Source organism: Aliidongia sp. (genome assembly GCF_035943795.1).
Classification (GTDB): Bacteria; Pseudomonadota; Alphaproteobacteria; order ATCC43930; family CGMCC-115725; genus Aliidongia.
The window spans coordinates 24,138-50,630 of record NZ_DASZBY010000050.1 but is presented as its reverse complement, the minus strand read 5'-3'; the positions used below and the strand labels follow the sequence as shown (position 1 = coordinate 50,630).

Genomic DNA, 26,493 nt, shown 5'->3' with positions numbered 1-26,493 from the left:
CCGCGCGCCTAAATCCCAGATGGAAAGTTCTGCAGGTCGTGCGGTATCGAGATCTACAAAAGACAATTGAAGATTGACAAGCGATCTAATGCGCGTGTTGATCCGTGAGGGTCTAAGTTTGATGCCGACCGATTCGCATCGGGGAAGTTTGTCGTTGGCTCACCAAGAAAATGTCGCCTGTCGGTCGCGGGCGAACTAGCAGGTACTCATGGTATTCGACGCACGATCTCGTTCGGCACTGATCATCCCGACGCTCAATGCCGGAGACATGGCCGACCGACTGATTGAGGCCCTGGATCGGCAGCAGTTCAAGCCCGCCAAATTGCTCGTCCTGGACTCGCAGTCGACCGATGGCACGGCGGACAAGTTTCGTCGCGCCGGCGCCGACGTCATCGAGGTCGAGCGCGCGAACTTCGACCATGGCGGTACGCGGCAGCAGGGCGCGGATCTCTGCGACGAATATGAATTTCTGATCTTCCTCACCCAGGACGCGATTCCGGCCGACGACGATGCGATCGGCCGTTTGGTCGAAGCCTTCGCCGATCCGACCGTGGGCGTCGCCTATGGCCGGCAGCTGCCGCGCCCGGAGGCCGGCGCCTTGGAAGCCGTGGCGCGCCTGTTCAACTATCCGCCGACCGACCGGATCGTGACGCCCAGCAGTGCGCGCGGCATGGGAATCAAGGCGAGTTTCTGTTCGAATTCCTTCGCCGCCTATCGCGCCGATGCCCTGGCCCAGGTCGGCGGCTTTCCGCGCGGAACGATTTTCGGCGAGGATGCGATCGTCACCGGCCGCCTGCTGCTCGCGGGCTGGACGAAGGCATACGTCAGCAGGGCGGCCGTAGTGCATTCCCACGACTATCTGATCAGCGAGGAGGCTCGCCGCTATTTCGACGTTGGCGTCCTGCATTCCCGGGAACATTGGCTGCTCGAAGCATTCGGGCGCGCCGAGGGCGAGGGCTTGGCGTTCATTCGCGCCCAGTTCGGCTATCTGCTGAAGCATGACCCGCTCGCCATCCTGTCCGCCAGCGCCCGCGTCTTGGTCAAATATGCCGCCTATCGGCTAGGCCTGATCGAAGCGCGCCTGCCGGTCGGCTTCAAGTGCCGACTGAGCATGAGTCCCCGATTCTGGCGCCGGCCCGAGCGCCTGCTCCGCGAATCGAAGATGGGCCGCTGACCTACTTCGGCATGGTCTGAGCCATCCGGCCGGCCACGCTGCGGCGGGTGATGGCCGGCACCGCGATCGCGATCAACAGGCTGCCGGCGACCGGCAGCAGCAAGGCGCCGATCATCCTATAGCCGATGACGCCCAGGATGCCGCCCACCAGGAATCCGCAGACAGTCGGGATGTGCAGGGCCAGTTTCCGGCGATCGGCTGCGGCCACGCCGTCGTCGCGCGGCGACAGGCGGCGATCCAGCAATTGCCCCAATTCGATGCCGATGTCTGTCACCATGCCGGTCACGTGTGTCGTGCGAACACGGGCATTCGACACGCGGGTCACGATGGCGTTCTGCAGCCCCATGATAAAGCTCAGGCTCAGGATCAGCAGCGGCGCGCGCATCGGTTCGGGCGCCAATACCTCGATCAGTCCGCCTAGGAACAGCAGTGCCGCTTCCGCGAGCAGGCTGAAGGCATATGCGCCGTTGGGCAGCCGTCGCTGCGCCCGGTTGATCAGGACGGTCGAGACCGCCGCGCCAGCAACGAAGCTGGCGATGACCGCGAGCGCCACGGCGCTTTGCTCGAGGTCGCCCAGGGCCAACGCATCGGAGAGCAGCGAGATCGTGCCGGTCATGTGCGACGTGTAGTGCCCGGCGACATAGAAGCCGGCCCCGTTCACCGCGCCGGCAATCGTTGCCAGCGACCAGGCAAGCCGGCGGTCCGCGTTATCGGCCTGGGTCATAGCAAGAACGTGCATCGGCTTGGCTTTCGCAATGCGGGCAGCAAGGAACCGGTCCGTCGGTCCAACGGCAGACCACACCTCTATCATCCGCCAAATTTGCTGCGCCGCGAGAGTTTTTCCGCGACGGTCCAGCCCATCGACGGGCGAGGGCGCCTCTGGCAATGTCCGGCCGACGATGGTTTCGCGTGAAAGGAACAGACATGCCGCTTCGATTCGCCGACATCTCGGTCGCGACCCCGACCAAGGACAGCTTGGCCGCCCGCTACCAGGCGATCGACGCCTTGCTGGATCGGGGCAGCCGCGCCGAGGCCGTCGCGGCATGGGACACGGTACGTCGGGAATACGACAGCTGGAGCGCGCTGGTGGGCTTGCGTTTCCAGCAGGATACCGCCGACGTGGCGGCCAAGGAGGCGCGCGACTATTGCGATGCGCTGTCGCCCGACGCGACTGGGCTCGAGGTCGCGGTGAAGCGCCGGCTGCTGGCGGACGCCGACCGTGCCGGTCTGGAACAGTTGGTCGGCGCCCATGCGATCCGGCTGTGGGAAACCGACGTCACGACCTTCGATCCGGTCATTGCCAAGGATCTCGAGGAGGAAGCCAAGCTCGGCGCGCGGTACACCGAGATCCTGTCGGCGGCCAAGCTGGAGATCGATGGGCAGGCCGTCAATCTCGCCGGCATCGAACCCTTCGCCCAGGCTCTCGACCGCGAGACGCGGCATCGGGCCGAGCGCGTGCGCTGGGCATTCTTCGAAGCCCATGGCGCCGAACTGGACGAGATCTATGACAAGCTGGTGAAGCTGCGGCATGCCATGGCCTTGAAGCTCGGCTACGACAGCTACATCCCACTCGGCTATCGGCGCATGCGCCGGGTCGACTATGACGCGGCCGACGTCGCGCGTTACCGCGACCAGGTCGCCGAGCATGTCGTGCCGCTGATCGCGAGAGTGATGGAAGCGCGCCGCCGCGAGAACGGCTGGGACAGGATCCGGTTCTGGGACGAGAGCCTGACCGATTCCGCCGGCAATCCGGTGCCGGCCGGCGACCATGATTTCCTGGTCGCCCAGGCCCAGACCATGTTCGACAACATGGACAAGCGCCTGGGCGATTTCTATCGCCTGATGAACGAGGGCGGCTTCCTCGACCTGAAGAATCGCGAGGCCAAGGCCGGCGGCGGGTTCTGCACCTCGTTCCCGACCCATGGCGTGCCGTTCATTTTCGCCAATTTCAACGGCACGGACCATGACATCAAGGTCTTCGTCCACGAGATGGGCCACGCCTTCCAGAATTGGGAAAGCCGCCATCAGCCGGGCATCGACTATCTGTGGCCGACCATGGAGGCGGCCGAGATCAACTCGATGGGGCTCGAGTTCCTGTCCCATCCGCAGATGGAGCTGATGGTCGGCGCCGACGCGGCCGACCGGTTCCGCAGGATGCATCTGATCGATTCGCTCGCCTTCCTGCCCTATGGCGTCTGCGTCGACCATTTCCAGCACGAGATCTATGCGCGGCCGGACATGACCACGGACGAGCGGCATGCGGTCTGGCACAGCCTCGAACGACGCTACATGCCCTGGACCGACTATGGCGACATCGCCTATTGCGAAAAGGGCGGCCGCTGGCAGGCGAAGCGTCACATTTACTCCCTGCCGTTCTATTACATCGACTATACGCTGGCGCTGTGTTGCGCGATGCAGTTCTGGGTCAAGTCGCGGCGCGACTACCGGCGCAGCCTCGAGGCCTATATCGCCCTCTGTGCCCGTGGAGGCTCGGCCTCGTTCCAGGATCTGGTACGCTCGGCCGGCCTCGTGTCGCCATTCGCGCCAGGCGCGCTTGCCGAGGTGGTGAGCGAGGCCGAGAAGGTGCTGGCAGCCTGACGATCCATCCACGATCGCCCGTCACGAGGAATAGAGTCTGCATGCGCCAGATTTCGGCCCTGGTCGGGCTCGCCGTTGCAACGCTGCTGTCGGTAGGCATCGCGCGCGCCGAGACGGCGACCCACTCGTTCGATCCCGCGTTCCTCGACCGGTCAGTCGCCCCGTGCCAGGACTTCTACAAGTTTGCTTGCGGGGCCTGGATCCAGAACAACCCGGTGCCGGCCGACCAGATCCGCTGGGGCCGGTTCAACGAGTTGGCGACCCATAATCGCGACGTCCTGCGGCAGATTCTCGATGCCGCTGCGGCCGACCCGTCGGGCGAGGCGAAACAGGTCGGCGACTTCTTTGCCGCCTGCAGCGACGAGGCGGGGATCGAGGCCCGCGGGATAGCACCGCTGCAGCCGGAACTGGCCCGCGTCGCGGCCCTCGCCGACAAAAAAGACCTGGCGGCCCTGCTGGCCCATCTGCACGAAATCGGCGTCAACGTCTTCTTCGGTTTCGGCGCGCAGCCCGACTTCAAGAACACCGGGCAGGACATCGCGGCAGTCGAGCAGGGCGGGCTGGGCCTGCCGGACCGCGACTATTACTTCAAGACCGATCCAAAGTCGGTCGAGCAGCGTGCCGCCTATGCGAGCCATGTCGCCAAGATGTTCGGGCTGCTCGGCGATGCACCGGAAGCGGCGGAGTCCAAAGCGACGGTGGTAATGGCGATCGAGACCGCGCTGGCTAAGGAGTCGCTCAATCGGCTGCGCCGGCGCGATCCGAGTGCGATCTATCACAAGCGGCCCTCGGCCGATCTCGCGGGCTTGGCGTCGTCGTTCGACTGGGCCGCGTATCTCAGCGCGACGGGTGCGCCGCGTTTCGACGACCTGAATATCGCCGAGCCGGAATTCCTGGCCGCATTCGACGCGTCGCTGGGCACGACGTCGCTCGACGACATCAAGACCTATCTGACCTGGCATCTGGTGCATCGGGCCGCACCCCTGCTGCCCAAGGCGTTCGTCGACGAGAATTTCGCCTTCTACGACCAGGTGCTGAACGGGGCGAAAGACCAGCAGCCGCGCTGGCGGCGCTGCGTCATCGCGACCGATCGCGCGCTGGGCGAGGCGCTGGGCAAGCTGTATGTCGCCAAGGCCTATCCGCCGGAATCCGAAAAGCGCATCAGCCAGCTCATCACCGACCTCAAGACGGCCTATGCCGCCGACATCCGCAACCTGCCCTGGATGGGCGCCGAGACGAAGCAGCGAGCGCTGGAAAAGCTGGGCGCAATGGGCCGCAAGATCGGCCATCCCGAGAAATGGCGCGACTACTCGACGCTGGATGTCGTGCGGGACGATTACCTGGGTGATGGTTTTCGTGCAGACCGGTTCGAGACCCGGCGCGATCTGGCCAAGATCGGCAAGCCGGTCGATCGCCTGGAATGGAGCATGACCCCGCCGACGGTGAACGCCTATTACGCGTGGTTGCGCAACGACATCAATTTCCCGGCCGGCTTCCTGCAGCCGCCGTTCTTCGATCCGACCCAGGACGATGCGGTCAATTATGGCGCCATCGGGCTGGTCATCGGCCATGAGATGACCCACGGCTTCGACGACCAGGGGCGCCGTTTCGACAAGGACGGCAATCTGCACGACTGGTGGACCAAGGAGGACGCTCAGAAGTTCGAGACCCGGGCGAGTTGCATCGCCGATCAATATTCGGCCTACACGGCGGTCGGCGACGTGAAACTGAACGGTCGGCTGACCCTGGGCGAGAATACGGCCGACAATGGCGGCGCCCATATCGCCTTCCAGGCGCTGCAGCGGCGGCTGAAGGGCAGGAAGACCGCGCCGATCGACGGCTTCACGCCGGACCAGCGCTTCTTCCTGGGGTTCGCCCAGGTCTGGTGCGAGAACGACCGGGACGAGGCGGTCCGCTACCAGGCGCTCAACGATCCGCATTCGACCGCCAAATACCGGGTGAACGGTGTCGTCTCGAACATGCCGGAATTCAAGAAGGCGTTCGCCTGCAAGGCAGCGGACCCGATGGTCCGCCCCAACGCCTGCCGCGTCTGGTAGACCGCCTCCCGTGAAATCCCCCGTTCCGTCCAGCCGCGACTCCGTCCGGAACGGGGGGCTTCGCGTCCCTCTCGCGAGGGGCGCTCTGCTTCGCGGAGCCGCAGAGGCGGCCACGCGAGGCAAATCGATTGTTCGAAGAAGGTGCCCACGTCCCGCCCAGCCGCGACTCCGTCCGGGACGTGGGGTTGGCAGCCCCGGTTAGAGGGCTGCCCCGTTCGCGAGCCGCTGGGCGGAGCGCGAGCAGGTCAGGGTGGTCACCGAAACCGGGCGGCCGTCCGCGCCGGTGACCGTTTCATAGCTCGTGGTGCAGGCGGCCGGCACGGTCGCCGCGGTCGGCACGGCCAGGCTGCGGTGGGCATGCGCCACGGTGCCGAGACCGGCAGTCAGCGCAACGGCGACCAGGGCGAGGCAGATATTCTTCGTCGACATCTTCCGTACTCCGTTCATCTCCCCGTCCCTCGGGACAAGGGGGTAGCGTTCCCGCCTTGGGGCCTCGCCGGTGTTGCCGGGGCTCGCGCGGGTCTCAACCAGAATTCATCTGTCGGTTTGAAGTGACGGCTGCCGGATCATCCAAGTAAGGGGGGCTCCGCCAAGCCAGACATGCTTCGGCGTCTTGTCCGTTCCGTCTGCCGTCACTTCCATCTTTGCTGATCGCCTGCTCGAAGCATCGGCGGGACTGGGTCCTCTTTCCGCCGGCTTCGCGCTACGCTTCAGCGCCGATGAAAGAGCTATTTCACGCCGCATGCCAACTCGCTTGGCACGGTCTAACCGGCTGTTTATGAAGGATAATCCGAAAGACACTGCGAAAGGGTTCGCGGGAAAATGGTAGTTTCCGCCATCCGGTGGCGAAAACGATCATCGCGGGCGGTGGATTTCGCCGATTGACGCTTCGTCCCGCGGCCCCCTACGATCGGGGCATGACGCAGATCCTTCCCGCCGCGGCGCAACGACAATGCGATCGAGTTTCGACCGCGGCGGGCGACGTGCGCGTGGATGGGGCCGGAATGCGACGATCCTGACGATCGCCTAAGCATTGCCGTCAACCGCACCCCGCCTTTTCCGGCGGGGTTTTCGTTTCAGGACTCCCGCCGATCAGCCTACTTTCTTGGGAGAGCCACATGATCGACCCCGGTCTTTTTTTGACGTTTGTTGCCGCCGTCACCGTTCTCATGCTGATCCCCGGGCCGAACGTCGCCTTGATCACCGCCAACAGTATCGCTTACGGACCGAAATACGGCCTCCTGACGGTGGCCGGGACCAGTTCGGCCATGGTGATCCAGCTCGCCTTCACCGCGCTCGGCATGACGGAGTTGCTGGCAACAGCCGGCATCTGGTTCGAGGGGCTGCGCTGGATCGGCGTCGCCTACCTGGTCTATCTGGGCATCTTGCAGTGGCGCGCGCCCGCGATCGACCTGACGCGGACCCGGCCGCAGCCGAAGTCGCCGCGCGCGATCTACCTGCGGGCCCTGCTGGTCTCGCTGACCAACCCGAAGACGCTGCTGTTCTACGGCGCGTTCTTCCCGCAGTTTCTGACGACGAGCGGGGACGTTGCCACGCAGGTCGCAATCCTCTCGACGACCTTCCTCGTCCTGGCCCTGCTGGTCGACGGCGGATGGGCGCTGCTCTCGGGCCGCGCCCGCGGCCTGCTTGCCGGGCGCGGCCAGCTGCGCAACCGGATCTCGGGCGGCCTGCTGATGGGTGCCGGCACTGCGCTCGCGTTGCTGCGCAACAAATGATCGGCGGAAGCCGCGTCCACCCGCGACGGCGGCCTCAGTAGCCGCGCGTCAGGTATTTCAGCAGGTCCTTGGCCAGCTGCTCGCCCTTGATCGGCCCCTCGATCGTCCGGTCCAGGCTGCCGTCGGGATGGAGCAGCACCAGCATTGGCGAACGGGGATCCGGCGCCACCAGGGCGCGGCGCAAGCGGAGGAAAGTCTCGGCCGGGCCGGTAGCACCGCTGCGCTCGCTATCGGCGACCGGAACGGCAGCGATGGCTGGATCGGGCGAGGCGACCAGGATATGCACCTCGCGGCCGCGCCGGCCCATCAGCTTCATGGCCTGGCCGATCGCGTCGATGCGGCCCGGGCGGTCACAGGTGCAATCCGGCTGGTCGAGGTCGATCAGCAGCCAGCGGCCGGGGAAACTCTTCGGCGTCACGGTCTGGCCTGCCGCGTCGCCAAGGCGGAAGTCGACGGCGACCGGTCCCGCCGTGACAGCTTCGGCCGGTCGGGTCAGCTCGACCATGGCGACGCCCGCGAGGCCGGCCACGAGGCCCGCGGCGGCGCCGAGCGAAAGGGCGGTACGCCAGCGCATCGGCCTATTTCGCCTCGCTGACCTGGGTCGGCTGGGTCGAGGCCTTGAAGAACGTATAGGACAAGGTCACGACGCCGACATCATCGGCATTGCGGTCCTTCAGCAGTTTCGGATCCAGGAACAGGCTGACCGGCATGTCGGCGACCTCGTGTGGCGCCAGGGTCTGCACGTCGAAGCAGAAGCAGGCGACCTTGAAGAAATATGGCCCGATCTTGTCCGGCGTCACGTTGTAGACGGCCTGGCCCATCACCGGTTCGTCGGACTTGTTCTCGGCGCGGAACATGACCAACGCATTCTCGCCGACCTTGACCTTGATCTCGCGCTGGACCGGATAGAATGCCCAGGGCAGGTCCGGCTGGACCGCCGTGTCGAACCGCACGGTGATGGTCCGGTCGAAAGTCTTGTCCGGTACCTCCTGAGCGATCTGCGTGGCACCGCCCAGGCCAGCCTCGCGGCAGATCAGCTGATAGAACACGGCCGCGGCATAGCTCAACGCCACCATGCCGACCACACCACCCGCCAGGACCAGGGCCAGGCGCCGGCTGCGGCGCTGGCCGTCTTTATTTTGCGATTCGTTCATGCGCGGACGCTACCCGATCAGGCCGGCACGAGCGCTGCGGCAGCTCGGCGCACCTGCTCGATCCGAATGCCCTGGATCTTGGCGGAGCGCGACTGCATCCGCGCTACCAGCTCGGCACCGGCCCGCTCGGGCGTTCCGGTACCGAACGGCGGTTTCGGGTCGTACTCCAGGCCGAGCTCGATCGCCTCCGCCAATTCCCGGCCGGCGATCTCGGCAATCACCGTCAGCGCGAAATCGATGCCGGCCGTGACACCCCCGCCGGTGATGGTCCGGCCGTCGCTGACGACCCGCGCCTTGACCGGAATCGCGCCGAATTCTGCCAGCAGGTCATGCGACATCCAGTGGGTAGTCGCGCGCTTGCCGTGCAGCAGGCCGGCAGCCCCCAGCACCAGGGCGCCGGTGCAGACCGAGGTCACGTATTGCGCGCCCCAGGCCTGGTGCCGGATGAATTCCAGCACGGTCTGGTCGGTCAGCAGCGCGTTGATGCCGGGACCGCCCGGTACGCAGATCAGGTCGAGCGTGGGGCAGGTCTCGAGCGTATCGGTCGGCACGATCGCAAGGCCCCGGTCCGACGCGACGGGTGCCAGATCCTTCCAGACCAGGTGGATCGTCGCATTCGGCAGGCGGGCCAGGACCTCGTAGGGTCCGGTGAGATCGAGCTGGGTCATGCCCGGAAACAGGACGAAGCCGATCCGGAAGGAATTCTTTTCCACGCGACGCTCCACCGTGATGGGACGGCCTCGACGGCCGCAGGGCGATAGTGCAGGGTGGCATCCTTGGCAGCTACGTCAAATCCCCCTCCTTTTCTGCCAGGGAGAATGCCATGCCCCGCAAGATCGCCGTGCTCGCCGTGACGGATGGCCACCTGCTCGACATCAGCGGCCCGTTCCAATGTTTCGCGAGCGCCAACGAGTTGCAGGGTGCCAAGGGCGCGCCGCCTTACGAGCCGTTGGTGGTCTCGCGGGACGGCGGCGCGCTCAGGACCTCGGGCGGTCTGGTCGTGTTGACCCAGGCGCTTGCCGATCTCGACGGCGTGGAACTCGACACGCTGATCGTGGCGGGCGGCATCGGCACGCGGCGGGCGATGCATGACGATACGCTGGTGCAGGCGATCCGCGACCTGGCGCCAAAGGTGCGCCGCTTGGCGTCGGTCTGTACCGGCGCCTATCTGCTGGCGAAGGCCGGGCTGCTCGACGGCCGGCGTGTGGCGACCCACTGGTGGGCTGCCGACGATCTGCAGCGGCGGTTTCCCAAGATCGAAGTGGTGCCGGAGCCGATCTTCATTCGCGATGGCGGTATCTGGACGTCGGCCGGCGTCACCGCCGGAATCGATCTGTCCCTGGCGCTGATCCAGGACGACCTGGGGCATGACAAGGCCATGCTGATCGCGCGCCATCTGGTGGTCTTCCTGAAACGGCCGGGTGGCCAGGCCCAGTTCAGTGCGGCACTCGAGGCGCAGATCGCCGCCGACCAGGATTTCGCCGGGCTGCACGCCTGGGTGCGCGAACATCTGGCCGAGGAAATCAAGGTGGAGCGGCTGGCCGAGCAGGCGGGCATGTCGGCGCGCACCTTCGCCCGCGCCTATGCGGCCAAGGCCGGCCGGACGCCGGCGCGCATGGTCGAGGCGCTGCGGCTCGAAGCTGCGCGCCGGGCGCTCGAGGCGACCGACCGGCCGCTGAAGCGGATCGCGCTCGATTTCGGCTTCGGCGACGAGGAGCGTATGCGCCGCACGTTCCAGCGTCGCCTCGGCGTCTGCCCGTTGGATTATCGGGCGCGCTTCGCCGCCGAGTGATCGGCGAGCTGGCCTTGGCGCCAGGCGGCGAGCAAGACGGCCTCGCGTTCCAGGCTGAGGCCGGTGCGCCAACTGCGGGTCGGATCGCGCGTACCCAGCCAGTCGGCGGTGTCGCGGAACGTATCCGCGAGCGGCCGGAACTTCAGGCCGGCGGCGATCGCCCGGCGGCTGTCGATCGCGAACAGGCCGGCCAGCACCTTCTCGCGTGCGGGCAACCAGAGCGGCAGTGTCTCGGCGGGCATGCCCCGGTCGATGCCGATGCCCTGCTGCAGCAGGAAAGCGTCGTCGACCCAATGCAGATCGGCATCGGCACCCAGCGCCGACCGGCCGGTCTTCAGCAGGTCGGCCATCGTGATCGGCGCTGCCGGCCCGGCAGCGTTATAGGTTCCCGTCGCCTGGGATTCCGCCATGGCGACCATCCAATGCGCGAGATCGCGGCCGTCGATCACCTGGATCGGCGCGCGTTGCCGGCCGGGCGCCAGCACGGCGCCGCCGCGGGCGAGCCGCCACGGCCAATAGCTGAAGCGATCGGAAGGGTCGTGCGGGCCGACGATCAGGCCCGGCCTGATGATGAGCGTCCGGCCGGGCAGGATCGCGTCGACCGCGGTCTCGGCGCGGGCTTTGAGCGGCCCGTAGGTCGATGGCTGGATCTCCTCGGTCGACGGATCGTCGAGCCGGGTCGCGATCGGGTGGGCCTCGTCCAGCCCGCGCGGCAGCGGGGCAGAATAGACCGAGATCGACGAAACGAACGTGTAGTGGCCCACGGCCCCTTCGAGGGTCAGGGCGGCATGGCGGACCAGGCGCGGTACATAACCCGACGTATCGATCACGGCATCCCAGCGCCGGCCGGTCAGTGCCCGCAGATCGCCGGCCCGGTCGCCGACCAGGCGCTCGATCTGGGGGAAGAGGGCCGGGTTGGTCTTGCCGCGCGTGAACAGCGTGACCTGGTGATGCCGCGCCACGGCGGCCTCGACCAGATGGCGGCCCAGGAACTGAGTGCCGCCGAGGATGAGCAGGCGAAACATCGGGTTTGATACCCCGCTTTTCCGAACGGAACGGCTTGCCGTCCCGTCTCCGCGGTACCGTTGATCGGTCGCCGCCGCCAAAACCATCAAAGCGCCAGCCTAGAGCCCTCGCCGACGAATGGAAAGAGCGCCGCGACCGGCTGTGGCTAGCTCGGAACATGCTCCGGACCGGCAGGGTTCGCTTAACCATGGGTAGGCTAAGCTGTTTTCCTTGAACCTGTTTGGAGAGCGGCCCGGTGACGTCCATTTCAGATCCGAGCCGCGTGGCCTCGAAGCCTCGGCGCGCATCATCGTCCGGCATTCTCGGGTTCGTGCTGTTGGCCTGTCTCTCCCTGGCGCTGGTTGACGGCTGGGTGATCCTGCAATCGCGCGCGATCGAACTGGAGCATGCCCAGACCGAGACGCAGAATCTGGCGCGTTCGCTGGCCAAGCACGCCGACGACGTCGTGCAGAGCGCCAACTCGATCCTGACGGACATTGCCGAGCGGGTCGAGGCGGATGGCATCGGCGCGGCAGCGCTCGACCGGCTGGACCACCATCTCGCGACCCAGCTCACGACGGTGCCGGGACTGTTCGGGCTGTTCGTCTATGGCGAGGCCGGCGAATGGCTGGCGACTGGCCTGCCATCGACGCCGGCGGGCATGAACAATTCGGATCGCGAATATTTCCAGTATCATCGGGAGCATGCGGATCTCGCCCTGCACATCGGCGCGCCGGTCGTCAGCAAGTCGAGCAACGAATGGATCATCCCGGTCTCGCGTCGGCTCAATCATGCGGACGGCAGCTTTGCCGGGGTCGCGTTGGCGACCTTGAGCCAGACGTCGTTCCAACGATATTACGGCACGCTCGACGTCGGAACCGACGGGGCGATCCGCCTGCTCAACCGGAATGGCACCCTGCTTGCGGAACAACCGTTCCAATCGAGCGAAATCGGCCGCGACCTGTCGGACAACCTGCTGTTTCGAGCTTATCTGCCAAAGGCGGCATTCGGGAACTTCGGCCACGTGTCGATGCTCGACCAGATCGAGCGCATCACCGGCTACTACAGCGCCGAGCGTTTTCCGCTTGTTGCCGTCGTCTCGTTCGGCCGCGACGAAATATTGAGTGCCTGGTGGCGTTACGCCCAGATCGAGGTCGGCGGTCTGATCGGCATCATCCTGGCAATCAGTGCCATCGGATGGCGGCTCGGTACCCAGGTTCGCCGGCGTCAATCGGCTGAACGGCTGTTCCGCGCCGCCTTCGACCATTCGCCCGACAATCTCATCGTTTTCGAAATCGCCTGGGACGGCACAGTCCGGTTCGAGACCAGCAACCGGGTCGAGGGCAATTTCCTGGGCATCGACCCCGTCGGTATGGGCGGACGCCCGGTCGAGGAGATCGTGGCGCCGGCCGGCGCCGCCGTGATCCACGAACATGTGGCGACGGCCGTGTCGACCCGGCAGCCGTTCAAGTTCGAAATCGCCGAGGGCGAGGGGCCGGATGATCGCCGCGATTGGGAGGTCGTGGTCGTTCCGATGCCGGACGACACGGGCCGGATCGCGCGGGTCCATTTCGGCGCGCGCGACATCACCGATCGTCGGCGCGGCGCTGCGGCTCTGGAACTCCAGCACGCGAGGCTGAGCGCCGTTCTCGACAATACGCCTGATGGCATCGCGCTGCTGGACGGGACGCCGCAACTGGTCGCCTGGAACCGGCAGCTCCTGGCGCTGCTGGATCTCGATCCCTCGATCGCCGACGCCAGCGACGATCCGCTGGGCATCCTGCTCGCGGCCCTGGCGTCGGCCGATTTCTACGGCAGCGGATCGGCCCAGGGCTTGATCGAGGCGCGACGCCGGTCGATCCGTGAGGGCGTGCCGCTGCAAGACCGGCATCATTTGGGGTCCGGCCGCTGGATCGAGCGGCGCTGCGTGCCGACCGCCAATGGCGGGTATCTGGCGCTGATCCGCGACGTCACCGACGCGGTCGCGCGCGAGCACGAGATCGAGGGTGCCAAGCTCGATCTCGAAGTTCAGGCGGGCCAGTTGATCCAGGCACGCGAAGCGGCAGAGGCGGCGAACCGGGCGAAGAGCGAATTCCTCGCGACCATGAGCCATGAAATCCGCACGCCGATGAACGGCGTGCTCGGGATGAACGCCCTGCTGCTCGACACGAATCTCGCGCCCGAGCAGCGAAAATTCGCCGAAGCGGTGCGGTATTCGGCCGACGTGCTGCTGGACCTGATCAACGACATCCTGGATGTCTCGAAATTGGAAGCGGGTCAGGTCGAACTCGAAACGATCGAATTTCCGCTTCAGGACGTGGTCGAAAAGACCGTCGAACTGGCAGCGCCGCGCGCGGCCGCGAAAGGGATCGAGCTGGTCTGCTGGCTCGATCCGGCGGCACGCCGCGCGTTCCACGGAGATCCGTCGCGTCTGCGGCAGGTCTTGCTGAACCTCATCTCGAACGCGGTCAAATTCACCGAGCGTGGCCATGTGATGGTCGAGATCACCGCCGAGCCACTGCCGCGCGATCCCTTGATCGACACGTCGTCGGGAACCGGAGCGGCGCGCAGCCGGATCCGGTTCGCGATCGAGGACACTGGGATCGGCCTCAGCGCCGAGGCCAAGGGCAAGCTGTTCCAGAAGTTCCAGCAGGCCGATGGATCGATCGCGCGCCGCTTCGGCGGCAGCGGCCTGGGCCTCAATATCTCGAAATGCCTGACCGATCTGATGGGTGGCACGATCGGCGCCGAGGATCGGCCGGGCGGCGGCAGCCGATTCTGGGTCGAGGTGCCGTTGCGCCATGCCGATGCCCGGGTTCCGGTTCCGTCGATCGATCTGGCCGGGCGCCGCGTGCTGCTGGTCGACCACTTCGCCCCGCGGCGGGCGATCTGCGGGCGGTGGCTGCGCGAGGCGAAGGCGTTGGTCACCGAGACCGGCGACGCGCTCGCCGCCTTGAATGCGATCCGCACGGCGCCCCAGCCGTTCGACGCGATCCTGGCCGACGAGGCGATCGCCGATCGGGATGCCGAGATCCTGCGCCTGCTGCTGGCCGGGGCCGACGGCTCGCGGCTGGTCCTGCTGACGACGCTCGGGCGGGCCGAGATGCCCGACGCGAAAGCGATCGTGGCCAAGCCGCCGGCGCGGCAGCCCATGATCGAGGCGCTGCGGCAGGCCTTGGCGGTCGACGCGTCCGAGGTCTCCCGGGTTCTGGCCGCGGTGCGACACGGCCGCATCCTGGTCGCCGACGATAACTTCATCAACCGGCAGGTTGCCGAGACGATCCTGCTCGACGCCGGTTTCGTCGTCGACACGGTGACCGACGGCGATGCGGCCGTGGTCGCGATCGAGAGCCAGGCCTACGATCTGGTGCTGATGGATCTGCAGATGCCGGGTCTGGACGGGCTGCAGGCGACCAAACGCATCCGCGCCTCGGCCGGCGCCATGGCGCGGGTGCCGATCATCGCCATGACGGCGACCCTGCTGACGGGCGCGCGCGAGGCCTGCCTGGCGGTCGGCATGGATGATTTCGTGACCAAGCCGTTCGATCCCGAACGCTTCATCGGCACGATCGATCGCTGGCTTTGAACCATTTCCCGGGAACGGCGTCACGCGGCAGTCATGCGCCAAGCAGTTGCGAATGGTATTGATAATCGTTTGCAAATGAGCCGATGCCCGCTTAGTGTCCGCTCCGTCGATGGAGACAGCGGGAACGGGCGACCCGGCTACCGAGGGTTTCGGTGCTGAAATCGCTTCCTTCCCGCCGAAGACAAAGGGTGGGATTTCGAAAATGCGTTCATTGGGTTCGGTTGGCGGAAATCCGCGTCGTTCTTCGTTCCTGGGGCTGCCGCAACCGGCGCTGACCGCGACGACCTTCTGCGTGACGTCGGCCGCGAGCTTGTCGGGCGCCTTCGCCCAGACGGCGTCGAACGATCAGGCGAAGCAGCAGGCCGATGCCAAGCCGGTCGAGCAGATCACCGTCACCGGCGTGCGTGCACTCGTCAACGACAAGCTGCCGACCGGCCTGCAGGACGCGCCGCAGACGATCAACGTCGTCAACCAGCAACTCCTGAAGGATCAGGCCGCGACGCGGCTGCAGGATGCGTTGAAGAACGTGCCAGGCATCACCTTCAATTCCGGCGAAGGTGCCGCGCGCGGCGATACGGTCAACCTGCGCGGCTTTTCCGCCTTCAACGATTTCTTCCTCGACGGCATCCGCGACGCGGCCATCTACACCCGCGACAGTTTCGACCTCGACCAGGTCGAGGTCCTGAAGGGACCGTCCGCGGTGCTGTTCGGTCGCGGATCGACCGGCGGCGTGATCAATCAGGTCAGCAAAGCGCCGACCTTGGCGCCGCTCTATTCCGGCACCGCTTCGGTCGGGACCAATGCCCTGTTGCGCGGCACCGCCGACGTGAACCAGCCGCTGTCCGATACCTCGGCGATCCGGCTCAATGCGATGGACGAGCGGTCGGACGTCGCCGATCGCGACCGCGCCCACAACGAGCGCTGGGGCTTCGCACCATCCTATGCGATCGGCCTCGGCACACCGACCACGCTGACCTTGTCCTACCTGCATCAGGAAGAGAACAACGTTCCCGATTTCGGCATTCCGTTCATCAATGGCGAGCCGGCGCCGGTCAAGCGCTCGAACTTCTACGGCCTCAACTCCGACTCGAACACGACGCGGGACGACATCGCGACGATCCGCATCAAGCACGAGTTCAACCAGGACCTGTCGATTTCCGACACGCTGCGCGGCGCCAGCTATCTGTTCGGCTATCACTTCAGCGCGCCGAATTTCGGGTCCAAGGTCCCAACCCCAAGCACGCCGCTGAGCACGATCGTGGTCGGGCGCGATGCGCCGTCGAGCCAGGGCGACCAGACCAACATCACCAACCAGACCGATGTCACGGCCCGGTTCCAGACCGGCCCGGTCAACCACATCCTGATCGTGGGCGCCGAGTTCGGTCGCCAGACCTCCGACATCGGCCGCTTCAACAACCCGTTCAACAAGAACAACAGTTTCGTGCCCGAGACCCCGCTGCTCGATCCGAATTCGAACATGATCCAGCCGCCGCAAGGCATTTCGTCCCAGCAGAACACGACGGCGTTCACCAGCGCCGGCTACCTGACCGACACCATCCAGATCGGCCCCTACGTCGATGTGATCGGCGGCGTCCGGTACGACCGGTTCGCGGCCAGCTTCAACCAGTATACCGTGGCCTCGCATACCACGCTCCATCTCGATGCGACCGATCACGAGACGAGCCCGCGCGCCGCCATCGTGCTGAAGCCCGACGATAGCCAGAGCTATTATTTCTCGTACGGCACATCGTTCGATCCGTCGGCCGAGGCGCTGACCTTGACGGCCAAGACATCCGGCCTGGGGCCGGTCGAGGCCAAGACCTACGAGGGCGGCGCCAAGACCTCGTGGCTGGGTGGCGCGCTCAACGTCAACGCCGCGGTGTTCCATACCGAAGTCGACAATGCCCAGACCAACGATCCGGACCATCCGGGCATCACGACCCTGGCCGGCAATCAGCTGGTGAAGGGCTTCGAACTGGGCGTCAGCGGCTACATCACCCCGGCGTGGGAGATCTATGCCGGCTATACCTATCTCGATGCGAAGACCACGAAGTCGGGAACGACTGCCAATGTGGGCGAGTTCCTGCAGAACGTCGCCCGCAACTCCGGGAACATCTTCACGGAATACAACCTGACCGACGATTGGATGATCGGCGGCGGCGCCAACTGGCTGGGCCATCGCTACGCCGATTTCGCCCAGCAGGCCAATCTGCCCGGCTACGTCATCTTCAATGCCGTCGCATCCTACCAGGTGACCGATAATGTGAAGCTGCAGGTTAACGCCACGAACCTGTTCGACAAGACCTATTACGACGCGGCCTATTACACCTCGGCGGCGGAAAATCACGTCGTTCCAGGTGCCGGCCGCACGGTGATCCTCTCGACCAGCTTCACGTTCTGACGATGCTGTTGACGATCCCCGGGGTTCTGACAGCCGAGCAGGTCGCCACATGTCGCGATCGGCTCGACCGGGCGGATTGGCACGATGGCCGGCTGACCGCCGGCCATCAGTCCGCCCGGGTCAAGGCGAACCTGCAATTGCCCGAGCATGATCCGGTCGCGCGCGAGCTGAGCGATCTGGTGCTGCGTGCGCTGGAACGCAGCCCGGACTTCCTGGCCGCCGCCCTGCCGCGCCATGTCTATCCGCCGCTGTTCAACCGCTATGTGCCGGGCATGGCGTTCGGCGCCCATGTCGACAATGCGATCCGCCAGGTGCCGGGCACGGCGCACCGCGTCCGGACCGACGTGTCGGCGACCCTGTTCCTGAGTACGCCGGATGAATATGACGGCGGCGAACTGGTCGTCGAAGACACCTACGGCACCCATTCGGTCAAGCTCGCGGCCGGCGACATGGTGCTCTATCCGGCGACCAGCCTGCACCAGGTCATGCCGGTCACGCGCGGCGCCCGGGTCGCGGCCTTCTTTTGGACCCAGAGCCTGGTCAAGGACGATGGCGAGCGCAGCCTGCTGTTCGACCTGGACATGGCGATCCGCGAGATCGGCCAGGCCGCGCCGGACTCGCCGACGACGGTGCGGCTGACCGCCTGCTATCACAACCTGCTGCGCCGCTGGGCCGAGGTCTAGGGCTGAACCCATGTGGTCGCGCAGACGCCAGGCGGCGGGTCCGCACGAGGAGCCCGATGCGGCCAAGCTGGCGCGGATGTCGAGCCACGAACTGCACCAGCTGTTGAGCGGCGATCCCGCGATCGCCGCCCGCTGGGTTCGCGTCGCCGCCGAGGGCGGCCTGACCGAGGCGCAGGTGCGGCTCGGCCGCATGCTGCTCGACGGCACCGGCCTGCCCAAGGACGAAGCGGCGGCGGTGCGCTGGTTCAAGACCGCCGCGCGATCGCACGATGCCGACGCCATGAACATGCTCGGCCGCTGCTTCGAATATGGCTGGGGCGTGCCGGCCGACATCGCCGCCGCCGCAACCTGGTACGGCAAGGCCGCGGCGGCCGGCAACGATTGGGGCCAGTACAATCTCGGCCACCTGTTCCTCGACGGCAACGGGGTGGCGCGGGATCCGGCACAGGCGCTCGCTTGGTACCTCAAGGCCGCAGCCCAGGGCCACGCCCGCGCCATGAACCTCGCCGCGCGGTGCTACGAGGAGGGCTGGGGCACGGACAAGGACCTGGCCGCCGCCTTCGACTGGTACCGCCGCTCCGCCGAGGGCGGCTATTTCCGCGCGCAGTACAATTACGCGACGGCACTCGTCCAGCGCGGCGACATCCCCGCCGCCGCCGACTGGTTCTGGCGCGCGGCCGAAGGCGGCACGCCCGACATGCGCGCGGCTATTGCGGAGAGGCTGTTGGCGAGCCGCGTGCCGGCCCTGGTTGCGGTGGGGGAGCGGGTGCGGGGCTTGGTGTAGGGCGAGAACTCGCTCAGGATTTCAGGCAGATGAGTGGACAACGGCCTGCCCGCTTCTTGCGATCGGAAGGGACAGGCCGGCGTCAAAGGGCGCTATTTCAGCGGCAGGAAAAGTTCCGCGACCGTTTCATGCTCCGGCACTTCCGGGAAAAAGCTGAGCCGTTGGCAATAGATCGGGAAGTCTCCCGCCTCTTCGCCACTTGCCGGCAGCCAATCCCGATAGAGGTAGAGCGCAGCGGGCTCCAGATTGTCGGTGTTGCCGATGACCCGCAGCACCGCGCAGCGTCCGCCAGGGATCACGCTGGCTTTGATCTGCTCGCCGTTTGCCTCGATCGGTTGGTCGGTCCCGACACAAAGGTCCATGCTATAATCGGCAGGCGACGCAGGTCGCCGTTCCGAACGCCAGACATTGAACGTCGGACTTGTCTTGGGGTGCAGGCCAGCGGCCTTGCGCCACGCGATGAACCGCTGGACGGTGGCGCCGATCGTTGCCGGGTTGCCCCGATGCTCCATGATCGCGACCGGCGTGGGTGGCACATCGCGAATCATCACGTCGTCAGTGGTAAAGGTCTTCATGAGCTTGCTCCTCGCGTTGTCGAAAGGCCCGAAGGCCGCAAGCCACGGCTCCCAGTCGGGAGACTTCCGGAACAAGGAAGGCGATTGCCCGAACCGTTGCCGAAAGGCGCGGGCGAAGGCATCCGGTGCCTCGTAACCGGCATCCATCGCTATGTCCGTGACGCTTTGGACGTCCCTGTACGCCAGCCGGTACGAAGCGCGCTTCATGCGAGCGAGCTGGACATAGCGATGCACGGACAACCCGAAGGTTGCCTTGAACTGCCGGTGGAAATGAAATTTCGAGAAGGCGGCAACACCGCTGACCGCTTCCAGACCCAGATCGTCGTCCAGATGCCGGTCTATGTGGTCCAGCACCCGCTGCATTCGGGCATGGTAGTTTTCAAGTGCCGCCTTCATCGTCCATCCTCCGTGGCAGCTCCAACTTGGTCGCAAATGGCCGTAACGTGCTCGACCGATCTTGCGGTTTGGCATGACTAGACCGACGCCCGCCAGCAACCGCTTACAGGCGAGCCCAATTTGCAGGTGAACGGTAAAGTAGGATCGTAAACAGCCAGTCCCGACCAAGTTCAGTCGGCAGCCCTACGCTTCCAGCACCCAGCCCGTAACCGTTGTCAGCTCCACGAACCCCAACTGTTCCAGGATCGGCCGGCTCGTGTCGCGGGCGTCGACGGTCAGGTAGCGGTAGCCGCGCCACAGCGCTTCCCAGGCGCGGGCGGCGACCATGGCGCGATAGATGCCGCGGCCGCGGTGGCCGGGCACGGTGCCGCCGCCCCACAGGCTGGCGAAGCATCGGCCGGGCGGCATTTCCAGCCGGCCGGCCGCGATCGGACACTGGCCGTCGTAGGCCACCAGCAGCGCCAGGGTCGGGTCGGCGAGGCGGGTGCCGTAAGCCTCGACCGTCCTCGATTCGTCCCGATCGAAGGCGGTGCCGACGGCCAGGACGTAATCGTCGAGGGCGGCCGCGGAGCGGACCTGGCGCAGGTCGATGCCGTCCGGCGGCAGGTCGTCGAAGCCGCCGGCCTGCAGGTCGAGCACCATCAGATGCTCGGTCGGCTCGGCCACGAAGCCGGCGCGGGCCAGCCGGTCCTCAAGGTCGGCCGGCCGGTCGTGGCCGTAGACCTTCCATTCCACCGTCGCGCCCAGCATGCGGAAGAACGCGGCTTGGGTCGCGATCTCGCGGTCGACGTCGCATCCGGCCAGGGTCGAATAGCCGATGCAATGGTACTGCCCGGTGGTGCGGAGCACGCCGCCGGACCAGACGCGCGACACGCCCGGTTCCGGCGGCGGTTCCGCTCGCATCTCGGCGTCATATTGCCGGAGGATGCGGGACGGGCTGTCCAGGGAGCGGGTCAGCAACCTCATGCCGCCTGTTGCTCCCGGTCGGCGGTCAGCAGCCGGGCATAGAGGCCGCCCGGGCGCTTGGCCAATTGGTCGTGCGAGCCGTCCTCGACGATCCGGCCGTGCTCGAACACCAGTATCCGGTCGGCGTGGCGGATGGTCGACAGGCGGTGCGCCACGATGATCGTGGTCCGTCCGCTCATCGCCTGGGCCAGCGCCTGCTGGATCGCATGCTCGTTCTCGGTATCGAGGCTCGATGTCGCCTCGTCGAACACCAGGACCGGGCGGGCCGCGACCAGCGCGCGGGCGATCGCGACCCGTTGACGCTCGCCGCCCGACAGCTTGATGCCACGCTCGCCGACCAGGGTCTCGTACCCGGCCGGCAGGCCTTCGATCATCTCGTCGAGCCGGGCGCGCCGCGCCGCATCCCGCACCTGCTCGCGCGTGGCGCCGGGCAGGCCATAGGCGATGTTGTCGGCGATCGTCCGATGAAACAGCACCGGATCCTGCGGCACCAGGGCGATCTCGCGCCGGAAGCTCGCGCGGGTACAGCGCCCGACGTCCTGGCCGTCGATCAGGATGCGGCCGCCGTCCGGCCGGTAGAGCCCCAGCAGCAGCTTGACGAAAGTGCTCTTGCCACTGCCCGACGGGCCGACCAATGCGACCGTCTGGCCGGCCTCGATCGTCACGTCCAGCTCCTCGAACACCGAACCGTTCGCCTCGGCATAGCGAAAGCCCAGCCGCTCGAACCGGATGGCGCCCGGGCCGGGCTCGAACTCGGCGAGGCCGGCATCCTCTTCCGCTTCGTTCGGCCGGGCCATCAGCGCCAGCAGCTCGGTCATTTCCGATACGGCGTTCTGGGCCTCGCGCATGCCCTGGCCCATGTTGCCGAGCCAGCCACGCAACACGAAGCCGGCGCCGATCACCATGGCGACGGTACCGGCCTCGACCAGCCCGCGGCGCGCCTCGACCACGACGATGGCGATCGGCAGGATCAGGATGACCGCGGAGATCGACGAAGACAGCGCGCCACTGTTCACCGCGCCGTTCCAGCCGGCCATGATCTTCCCGTGCCAGGTCCGGACCGCCTTGCGGAACCGCTCGTGTTCACCGGGCTCGGTCGCCCAGGATTTGACGGCCGCATTGTTGCCCAGCACGTCGACCAGTTCGCCGGTGATCTTGCTGTCCTGGGCGAACGCATCCTTCATCGCCGGCATGACGCGCGTCAGGTTGTACCAGGCGATCACGATGAAATAGACGACGGCGCCCAGGATCATCGCGGCGGCCGCGAGCGCGCTGTCGTTCACGATGGTGCCGGCCGTGATCAGCACCAGCAGCACCGACGGCACGAACAGGAAATAGCAGACGCTGACGAACATGTCGTAGCCCTGGGCGGCGCGAGTGATCTTGCGCGAGGTCGAGCCGGCGAAGGCATCGGCATGCCAGCTGGTATCGAAGCCTTGGCATTTCTCGAACCCGGCCCGATAGATCTCGACCATGGCATCGGCGGTGTGCTTGTTGATCGCCCGGTCGGCCAGCCAGCGGAACAGCACGGCGAGCGTGAACACGCCCAGGATTTCGCCGAAGCGGGTGACGAAGGTCGCGAGGTCGGTCTCCCGACCGGCCAGCTCGACCGCGTTGCCGATCAGCCGGGTCGACGCGACGGTCAGGCCGACGAAGACCACCTGGCCGAGCAGGAACCAGACGACCCGCGGCAGATCGGCCCGCAGGTGGCGCAGCACGAAGCGCCGGACGCTTTCGGGCGGATTGTCGGAACGGACGGTCGGGGGCAGCGCGGACATCGGACTCTCCATGGCTCCCGAAACGGTCCCGAGAGCGCAATCAATCCGATATCGGAAGTATTATGAAATTTCAAGTGTAAAGCGATGGGCCGCAACCGGGAGTGAGGCGGGGCTCAGTCCTCTCGGCGTCGCGCCGTCGCGCGCAGGCGGTCGGTATAGCCGCTGTCGATCAGTAGCTGGCTGAACTGTTCCGAGGTCGCTTCGCAGCGCGACGGCGTATATTTCAGATCGCTCGTATAGAACTGGGCGAGCGACGTGATGCCGTGGTCGGCCATCTGTTGAGCCATTCCCGGACCCAGCGCCTGGTAGCGTTGCCAGCCCTTGATCTCGCGATCGGCGTAGAGGCCCAGCAGGTCTTCGTCGGCCGGCGGCCGGTAGCGCTCGCGATGCAGGTAGGCCCCGAGCGCCAGCCGATCGCGCGCCGCCGGCGCCTCGTCCGGGTAGCCCACGACCAGGCTGGTCACGGGCACGCAGGTCTCCGGCAGCTCCAGATATTTCGCGATCTCGGTCGCCGCGTCGACCGTCGTGCCCAGATAGCAGATGCCGAGCCCGTGGGCCTCGCAGCCGAGCGCCACGCTCTGCGCCAGGATGATCGCGTCGAACGCCGCGACGAGGAAGCCCTGCAGATTGTTGAAATTATCCCGCGCGTCGCGCAGTGCCAGCCAGCGGCGGGTGCGATGCACGTCGGCGCAGAAGGTGATGAGCAGCGGCGCCTGCCGGATCATCGGCTGGTCGTAATGCAATGCGCACAGATGATCCTTGCGGGCCGGGTCCTCGGTCAGCACCAGCGCGAAGCTATTGAGGTTGCCCGAAGAGGAGGAGCCGCGGATCGCATCGTCGCAGATCCGCTCGATCAGTGCGGGGGCGATCGGGTCGGTCTTGAAACGACGGATCGAACGATGGCTGCGCAACAGCTCGGAAACGGCCGCACCGAGGTCGTCGATCATGAGGGCATGGCTCCGGCCAGGCGAACGGGACGACCGTGCTTAGCCGATGCGGGTGCATGCTGGGAAGCGCCAAATGGAGGCGAAGGAAGATGATGGGCCGGCCCTGCGGCACGGCCCTCGTCGCTCCGGAGATTTTAGGTGAACGCCGCTTCGTATCGCGTGGAATCCGACGAGATGGGGCTGAGGAACATGTCGACCCATTGCCGATCTGGCAGCTGCACCCGATGGAGGTCCGCCGCCAGTGGCAGGCCGTCCATGGTCGCGAGGATCAGCGAGAACGGATCGCGCAGAGCGGACGGGCGAGTGCCGCGTGCCTGCTGGAGGATCTTGACGAGCTTCAGCGTCGGCATCGGCTTGCCGTCGTTATAGACCTTGAAATAACCGTCGACGAACGGCGTGAACGTCGCCGCCGTGATCTGCGGGGTCCGATGATCGACCATCGCCCCGGCCCAGGCGACCTTGCCGAGACCCGCGAGGCCGATGGCAACGGTGCCGGCTCCCGCCAATATCTGCCGCCGGGAAGACAATCTGGAAGAGAAAATGGGCTGCATAGGTTTCCTCCGGTAAAAGCGACGCACGACGCCCGTATGAACCAGAATCCGACTGAGCTATTCGACTATCCTAAGCGCTATCCTGGTAGTTTAAAACCAGCTATCGTGACGGAATATCGCGATTTTGGACGCTCGTAAGGCGAAGTCGGATTTTTCTCGCGCGGGGAGAAGGGCGTGCTCGGGAAGGCTAGCTTTTGTCGGCTGTCGCTGGCCTTCGATGCCTCCTCGCTCCTGACCGATCTGGCGCGGATTTCCACGCCGGGCTGGGGCGCCCATTTCAACGCCGAGTATCATGACGGATGGACCGGCTTGGCCCTGCGCGCGGTCGCCGGCAGCGCCGTCGCCCTCTATCCCGAACCGGTCCCCCAGGCGGCCTACGCCGACACGCCGCTCCTGGCGGCGCTTCCGGCCTTCGCGCACGCCCTGGCCCGGTTCCACTGCCCGCTGCAGTCGGCGCGGCTGCTGCGGCTCGCGCCGGGTTCGCGGATTCGCGAGCACCGCGATTATGGGCTGGGCTTCGAACAGGGCGTGATCCGCCTGCATGTCCCGCTCGAGACCGGACCCGACGTCGAATTCTATCTGGACGGCGCGCGCGTCGCGATGGGAGTGGGCGAGTGCTGGTACCTGGACTTCGCCCGCCCGCATCGGGTCCAGAACAACGGGCCGACGGACCGCATCCACCTCGTGCTCGATTGCGAGGTCAACGACTGGCTGCTGTCCCGGTTTCCGGACGATGCGGAAAGCGAGGTCCAGCGGCTGTCGCCGCAGATGGCCGAGGCGGCATCGGTCTCGTCGCAGCGCCAGCTGGAAAATTTCTGCGCGCTCGTGCTTCGCGACGCCGGGTTGCGGGAAAGCTTCCGGCAGGAGGAGCATGCCGACCGTTTCGTCGATCTGGTCGTCGAGATCGGGAGCCGGCACGGATTTCGCTTCACCGCCGACGATGTGGGCGCAGTCATGCAGGCGGCCCGGCGAACCTGGTTCGAACGGTCGCTCGTGTCATGACGAATGGCGCCGTTCCGTTGGGCGACTGCGTCCCGATCCGGATCCACTGGAAGGAGGACGGTCCTTGGATCGACTGGTGCCCGCTTGGGCGCGCGCGGTTCAGCGAACCGTTCTTCGACGAGACGATAACGCAACAGCTCCGCAAGCCTTTCAACCTGCTGTTCCGTCCGCAGACGCCGCTCGCGACGCTGGAGGACTGGCTGGACCACCACCGGCCGGTGCCGCCGACCGGTTTCATCTTTCACATGTCCCGGTGCGGTTCGACCCTGGTGTCGCAAATGCTGGCCGCCAGTCCGCGGAACATCGCGATCTCGGAGGCGTCGCCGGTCGACGCCATCCTGCGGCCCGACCTCGGCCCCGCCGGCACGAGCGATGAGGAGCGGGTGCGTCTGCTGCGTGGCGTGATCGGCGCGTTCGGACAGCGCCGCGCGGGCGACGAGCGCCGCCTGTTCGTCAAGTTCGACTGCTGGCACACGTTGAACCTGGCCCTGATCCGCCGCGCGTTCCCGACCGTGCCCTGGCTGTTTCTGTATCGCGATCCGGTCGAAGTCCTGGTGTCGCAGATGAAGCAGCGCGGCGTGCAGACCGTTCCCGGCATGATCCGGCCGGAATTGTTCGGGATCGATTTCGCCGCCGCGGTGCAGATGCCGGGTCCCGACTATTGTGCGCAAGTTCTGGCGGCGCTGTGTCGTGCGGCGCTCGATCACGCCAAGGCGGGCCTGCTCGTCAACTACAGCGAATTGCCGGACGCGTTCTGGACGAGGATCAGCCGGCATTTCGGGACCGAATGGGCGGTATCCGAACGGGCCCTGATGGCGGAAACGCTGACATTCGACTCCAAGTCGCCATCCTTCGCCTTCGTGCCGGACGTGGTGGAAAAACAACGCAAGGCGCCGCCGGCCTTTCGCGCCGCCGCCGAACGGTGGCTGGGTCCGGTCTATCGCGAATTGGAGGCGTTGCGGCTGGGCGTCGACGCTCGAACCCAACCGGAAACCAGGAGGGATGCCCAATGAGAGAACCGCTGACCATCGAGGATTTTTCGCCGCATATCGGCCGCGTATTTTCCGTGGCCGGCCGCGAGGATCGGCTGACGCTCGTCGCTACGGAAAATGGGCGCGCGCCTCGAGGCAGCGCCCGTCAGCCGTTCATCCTGTTTTTCCAGAGCCCGCGCGACCGGCTTCTGCCCGAGGGGGCCTATACGGTCGAAGCCGAGGATAGCGGGCCGTTCGACCTCTACATCATTCCCATCATAACGCCGCCAGGCGCCGAGCAAGACTATCAGGTCATCTTCAACTGACCCGGTCGGCG

General features: G+C 66.2%; 23 protein-coding genes. 12 read left to right on the top strand and 11 right to left on the bottom strand.

Annotation, left to right across the window (positions count from 1 at the left end; genetic code table 11):
- The first annotated feature begins 208 nt into the window (after nucleotides 1-208).
- On the top strand, nucleotides 209-1,174 hold the full coding sequence (locus VGV37_RS08515; RefSeq protein WP_326879225.1) for a glycosyltransferase family 2 protein: 966 nt from the start codon (nucleotides 209-211) through the stop codon (nucleotides 1,172-1,174).
- 1 nt (nucleotide 1,175) lies between these two features.
- On the opposite strand, the gene VGV37_RS08510 is transcribed toward VGV37_RS08515, so the two are convergent.
- The gene (locus VGV37_RS08510; RefSeq protein WP_326879224.1) at nucleotides 1,176-1,913 is read right to left on the bottom strand and encodes a YoaK family protein; all 738 of its coding nucleotides are present in this window, start codon (nucleotides 1,911-1,913) and stop codon (nucleotides 1,176-1,178) included.
- A 185-nt stretch (nucleotides 1,914-2,098) separates the two neighbouring features.
- Between VGV37_RS08510 and VGV37_RS08505 the strand changes: the two genes are divergently transcribed.
- Both VGV37_RS08505 and VGV37_RS08500 read left to right on the top strand, forming a co-directional pair.
- The gene (locus VGV37_RS08505) at nucleotides 2,099-3,772 is read left to right on the top strand and encodes a M3 family oligoendopeptidase (protein ID WP_326879223.1); all 1,674 of its coding nucleotides are present in this window, start codon (nucleotides 2,099-2,101) and stop codon (nucleotides 3,770-3,772) included.
- Between the two features lie 41 nt (nucleotides 3,773-3,813).
- Nucleotides 3,814-5,829, top strand: a complete 2,016-nt coding sequence (locus VGV37_RS08500; protein WP_326879222.1) for a M13 family metallopeptidase — start codon at nucleotides 3,814-3,816, stop codon at nucleotides 5,827-5,829.
- A 198-nt stretch (nucleotides 5,830-6,027) separates the two neighbouring features.
- Here the strand turns inward: VGV37_RS08500 and VGV37_RS08495 are convergent, their stop codons facing one another.
- Entirely contained in the window at nucleotides 6,028-6,258 is a 231-nt protein-coding gene (locus VGV37_RS08495; RefSeq protein ID WP_326879221.1) for a hypothetical protein, read from the bottom strand.
- A 689-nt stretch (nucleotides 6,259-6,947) separates the two neighbouring features.
- On the opposite strand from VGV37_RS08495, the gene VGV37_RS08490 reads away from it, so the two are divergent.
- On the top strand, nucleotides 6,948-7,565 hold the full coding sequence (locus VGV37_RS08490) for a LysE family translocator (protein WP_326879220.1): 618 nt from the start codon (nucleotides 6,948-6,950) through the stop codon (nucleotides 7,563-7,565).
- A 34-nt stretch (nucleotides 7,566-7,599) separates the two neighbouring features.
- Here VGV37_RS08490 and VGV37_RS08485 read toward each other — a convergent pair whose 3' ends face one another.
- The 3 genes from VGV37_RS08485 to VGV37_RS08475 are packed head-to-tail and all read right to left on the bottom strand — an operon-like array spanning nucleotide 7,600 to nucleotide 9,432.
- Complete coding sequence (locus VGV37_RS08485) at nucleotides 7,600-8,139, bottom strand: hypothetical protein (protein WP_326879219.1); 540 nt, start codon at nucleotides 8,137-8,139, stop codon at nucleotides 7,600-7,602.
- Nucleotides 8,140-8,143: 4 nt separating this feature from the next.
- The gene (locus tag VGV37_RS08480) at nucleotides 8,144-8,719 is read right to left on the bottom strand and encodes a cytochrome c oxidase assembly protein (protein ID WP_326879218.1); all 576 of its coding nucleotides are present in this window, start codon (nucleotides 8,717-8,719) and stop codon (nucleotides 8,144-8,146) included.
- Nucleotides 8,720-8,736: 17 nt separating this feature from the next.
- A complete protein-coding gene (locus VGV37_RS08475; RefSeq protein ID WP_326879217.1) occupies nucleotides 8,737-9,432 on the bottom strand; it encodes a DJ-1/PfpI family protein in 696 nt (231 codons plus the stop codon).
- Nucleotides 9,433-9,542: 110 nt separating this feature from the next.
- Between VGV37_RS08475 and VGV37_RS08470 the strand changes: the two genes are divergently transcribed.
- A complete protein-coding gene (locus VGV37_RS08470; protein ID WP_326879216.1) occupies nucleotides 9,543-10,511 on the top strand; it encodes a GlxA family transcriptional regulator in 969 nt (322 codons plus the stop codon).
- Here the strand turns inward: VGV37_RS08470 and VGV37_RS08465 are convergent.
- Entirely contained in the window at nucleotides 10,484-11,536 is a 1,053-nt protein-coding gene (locus VGV37_RS08465; protein WP_326879215.1) for an NAD-dependent epimerase/dehydratase family protein, read from the bottom strand. The genes VGV37_RS08470 and VGV37_RS08465 overlap by 28 nt on opposite strands.
- Nucleotides 11,537-11,772: 236 nt before the next feature.
- On the opposite strand from VGV37_RS08465, the gene VGV37_RS08460 reads away from it, so the two are divergent.
- From VGV37_RS08460 to VGV37_RS08445, 4 genes are all read left to right on the top strand, one after another.
- Entirely contained in the window at nucleotides 11,773-15,102 is a 3,330-nt protein-coding gene (locus VGV37_RS08460) for a response regulator (RefSeq protein WP_326879214.1), read from the top strand.
- Nucleotides 15,103-15,304: 202 nt separating this feature from the next.
- The gene (locus VGV37_RS08455) at nucleotides 15,305-17,503 is read left to right on the top strand and encodes a TonB-dependent siderophore receptor (RefSeq protein WP_326879213.1); all 2,199 of its coding nucleotides are present in this window, start codon (nucleotides 15,305-15,307) and stop codon (nucleotides 17,501-17,503) included.
- Between the two features lie 2 nt (nucleotides 17,504-17,505).
- The gene (locus VGV37_RS08450; RefSeq protein ID WP_326879212.1) at nucleotides 17,506-18,186 is read left to right on the top strand and encodes a Fe2+-dependent dioxygenase; all 681 of its coding nucleotides are present in this window, start codon (nucleotides 17,506-17,508) and stop codon (nucleotides 18,184-18,186) included.
- A 10-nt stretch (nucleotides 18,187-18,196) separates the two neighbouring features.
- Nucleotides 18,197-18,970 carry a tetratricopeptide repeat protein gene (locus tag VGV37_RS08445; RefSeq protein ID WP_326879211.1) on the top strand — a complete coding sequence of 258 codons (774 nt, stop codon included), beginning with the start codon at nucleotides 18,197-18,199 and terminating at the stop codon, nucleotides 18,968-18,970.
- Between the two features lie 92 nt (nucleotides 18,971-19,062).
- On the opposite strand, the gene VGV37_RS08440 is transcribed toward VGV37_RS08445, so the two are convergent.
- From VGV37_RS08440 to VGV37_RS08420, 5 genes are all read right to left on the bottom strand, one after another.
- The gene (locus tag VGV37_RS08440) at nucleotides 19,063-19,941 is read right to left on the bottom strand and encodes an AraC family transcriptional regulator (protein WP_326879210.1); all 879 of its coding nucleotides are present in this window, start codon (nucleotides 19,939-19,941) and stop codon (nucleotides 19,063-19,065) included.
- 183 nt (nucleotides 19,942-20,124) lie between these two features.
- Nucleotides 20,125-20,907, bottom strand: a complete 783-nt coding sequence (locus VGV37_RS08435) for a hypothetical protein (RefSeq protein ID WP_326879209.1) — start codon at nucleotides 20,905-20,907, stop codon at nucleotides 20,125-20,127.
- On the bottom strand, nucleotides 20,904-22,685 hold the full coding sequence (locus VGV37_RS08430; RefSeq protein ID WP_326879208.1) for an ABC transporter ATP-binding protein: 1,782 nt from the start codon (nucleotides 22,683-22,685) through the stop codon (nucleotides 20,904-20,906). The genes VGV37_RS08435 and VGV37_RS08430 overlap by 4 nt, the downstream gene beginning before the upstream one ends.
- Before the next feature lie 113 nt (nucleotides 22,686-22,798).
- Nucleotides 22,799-23,632, bottom strand: a complete 834-nt coding sequence (locus VGV37_RS08425) for a nitroreductase family protein (RefSeq protein WP_326879207.1) — start codon at nucleotides 23,630-23,632, stop codon at nucleotides 22,799-22,801.
- A gap of 134 nt (nucleotides 23,633-23,766) precedes the next feature.
- On the bottom strand, nucleotides 23,767-24,138 hold the full coding sequence (locus VGV37_RS08420; RefSeq protein WP_326879206.1) for a DUF6916 family protein: 372 nt from the start codon (nucleotides 24,136-24,138) through the stop codon (nucleotides 23,767-23,769).
- A gap of 219 nt (nucleotides 24,139-24,357) precedes the next feature.
- Between VGV37_RS08420 and VGV37_RS08415 the strand changes: the two genes are divergently transcribed.
- The 3 genes from VGV37_RS08415 to VGV37_RS08405 are packed head-to-tail and all read left to right on the top strand — an operon-like array spanning nucleotide 24,358 to nucleotide 26,482.
- A complete protein-coding gene (locus VGV37_RS08415) occupies nucleotides 24,358-25,185 on the top strand; it encodes an aspartyl/asparaginyl beta-hydroxylase domain-containing protein (protein WP_326879205.1) in 828 nt (275 codons plus the stop codon).
- A complete protein-coding gene (locus VGV37_RS08410; RefSeq protein WP_326879204.1) occupies nucleotides 25,182-26,198 on the top strand; it encodes a sulfotransferase in 1,017 nt (338 codons plus the stop codon). Before VGV37_RS08415 ends, VGV37_RS08410 begins: the two co-directional genes overlap by 4 nt.
- On the top strand, nucleotides 26,195-26,482 hold the full coding sequence (locus VGV37_RS08405; RefSeq protein WP_326879203.1) for a DUF6916 family protein: 288 nt from the start codon (nucleotides 26,195-26,197) through the stop codon (nucleotides 26,480-26,482). The genes VGV37_RS08410 and VGV37_RS08405 overlap by 4 nt, the downstream gene beginning before the upstream one ends.
- Nucleotides 26,483-26,493: the final 11 nt, after the last annotated feature.

Coding starts and splice junctions, on each gene's coding strand:
- VGV37_RS08515 (WP_326879225.1), top strand. CDS start 209: ATGGTATTCGACGCACGATCTCGTTCGGCACTGATCATCCCGACGCTC.
- VGV37_RS08510 (WP_326879224.1), bottom strand. CDS start 1,913: ATGCACGTTCTTGCTATGACCCAGGCCGATAACGCGGACCGCCGGCTT.
- VGV37_RS08505 (WP_326879223.1), top strand. CDS start 2,099: ATGCCGCTTCGATTCGCCGACATCTCGGTCGCGACCCCGACCAAGGAC.
- VGV37_RS08500 (WP_326879222.1), top strand. CDS start 3,814: ATGCGCCAGATTTCGGCCCTGGTCGGGCTCGCCGTTGCAACGCTGCTG.
- VGV37_RS08495 (WP_326879221.1), bottom strand. CDS start 6,258: ATGTCGACGAAGAATATCTGCCTCGCCCTGGTCGCCGTTGCGCTGACT.
- VGV37_RS08490 (WP_326879220.1), top strand. CDS start 6,948: ATGATCGACCCCGGTCTTTTTTTGACGTTTGTTGCCGCCGTCACCGTT.
- VGV37_RS08485 (WP_326879219.1), bottom strand. CDS start 8,139: ATGCGCTGGCGTACCGCCCTTTCGCTCGGCGCCGCCGCGGGCCTCGTG.
- VGV37_RS08480 (WP_326879218.1), bottom strand. CDS start 8,719: ATGAACGAATCGCAAAATAAAGACGGCCAGCGCCGCAGCCGGCGCCTG.
- VGV37_RS08470 (WP_326879216.1), top strand. CDS start 9,543: ATGCCCCGCAAGATCGCCGTGCTCGCCGTGACGGATGGCCACCTGCTC.
- VGV37_RS08465 (WP_326879215.1), bottom strand. CDS start 11,536: ATGTTTCGCCTGCTCATCCTCGGCGGCACTCAGTTCCTGGGCCGCCAT.
- VGV37_RS08455 (WP_326879213.1), top strand. CDS start 15,305: ATGCGTTCATTGGGTTCGGTTGGCGGAAATCCGCGTCGTTCTTCGTTC.
- VGV37_RS08450 (WP_326879212.1), top strand. CDS start 17,506: ATGCTGTTGACGATCCCCGGGGTTCTGACAGCCGAGCAGGTCGCCACA.
- VGV37_RS08445 (WP_326879211.1), top strand. CDS start 18,197: ATGTGGTCGCGCAGACGCCAGGCGGCGGGTCCGCACGAGGAGCCCGAT.
- VGV37_RS08440 (WP_326879210.1), bottom strand. CDS start 19,941: ATGAAGGCGGCACTTGAAAACTACCATGCCCGAATGCAGCGGGTGCTG.
- VGV37_RS08435 (WP_326879209.1), bottom strand. CDS start 20,907: ATGAGGTTGCTGACCCGCTCCCTGGACAGCCCGTCCCGCATCCTCCGG.
- VGV37_RS08430 (WP_326879208.1), bottom strand. CDS start 22,685: ATGTCCGCGCTGCCCCCGACCGTCCGTTCCGACAATCCGCCCGAAAGC.
- VGV37_RS08425 (WP_326879207.1), bottom strand. CDS start 23,632: ATGATCGACGACCTCGGTGCGGCCGTTTCCGAGCTGTTGCGCAGCCAT.
- VGV37_RS08410 (WP_326879204.1), top strand. CDS start 25,182: ATGACGAATGGCGCCGTTCCGTTGGGCGACTGCGTCCCGATCCGGATC.
- VGV37_RS08405 (WP_326879203.1), top strand. CDS start 26,195: ATGAGAGAACCGCTGACCATCGAGGATTTTTCGCCGCATATCGGCCGC.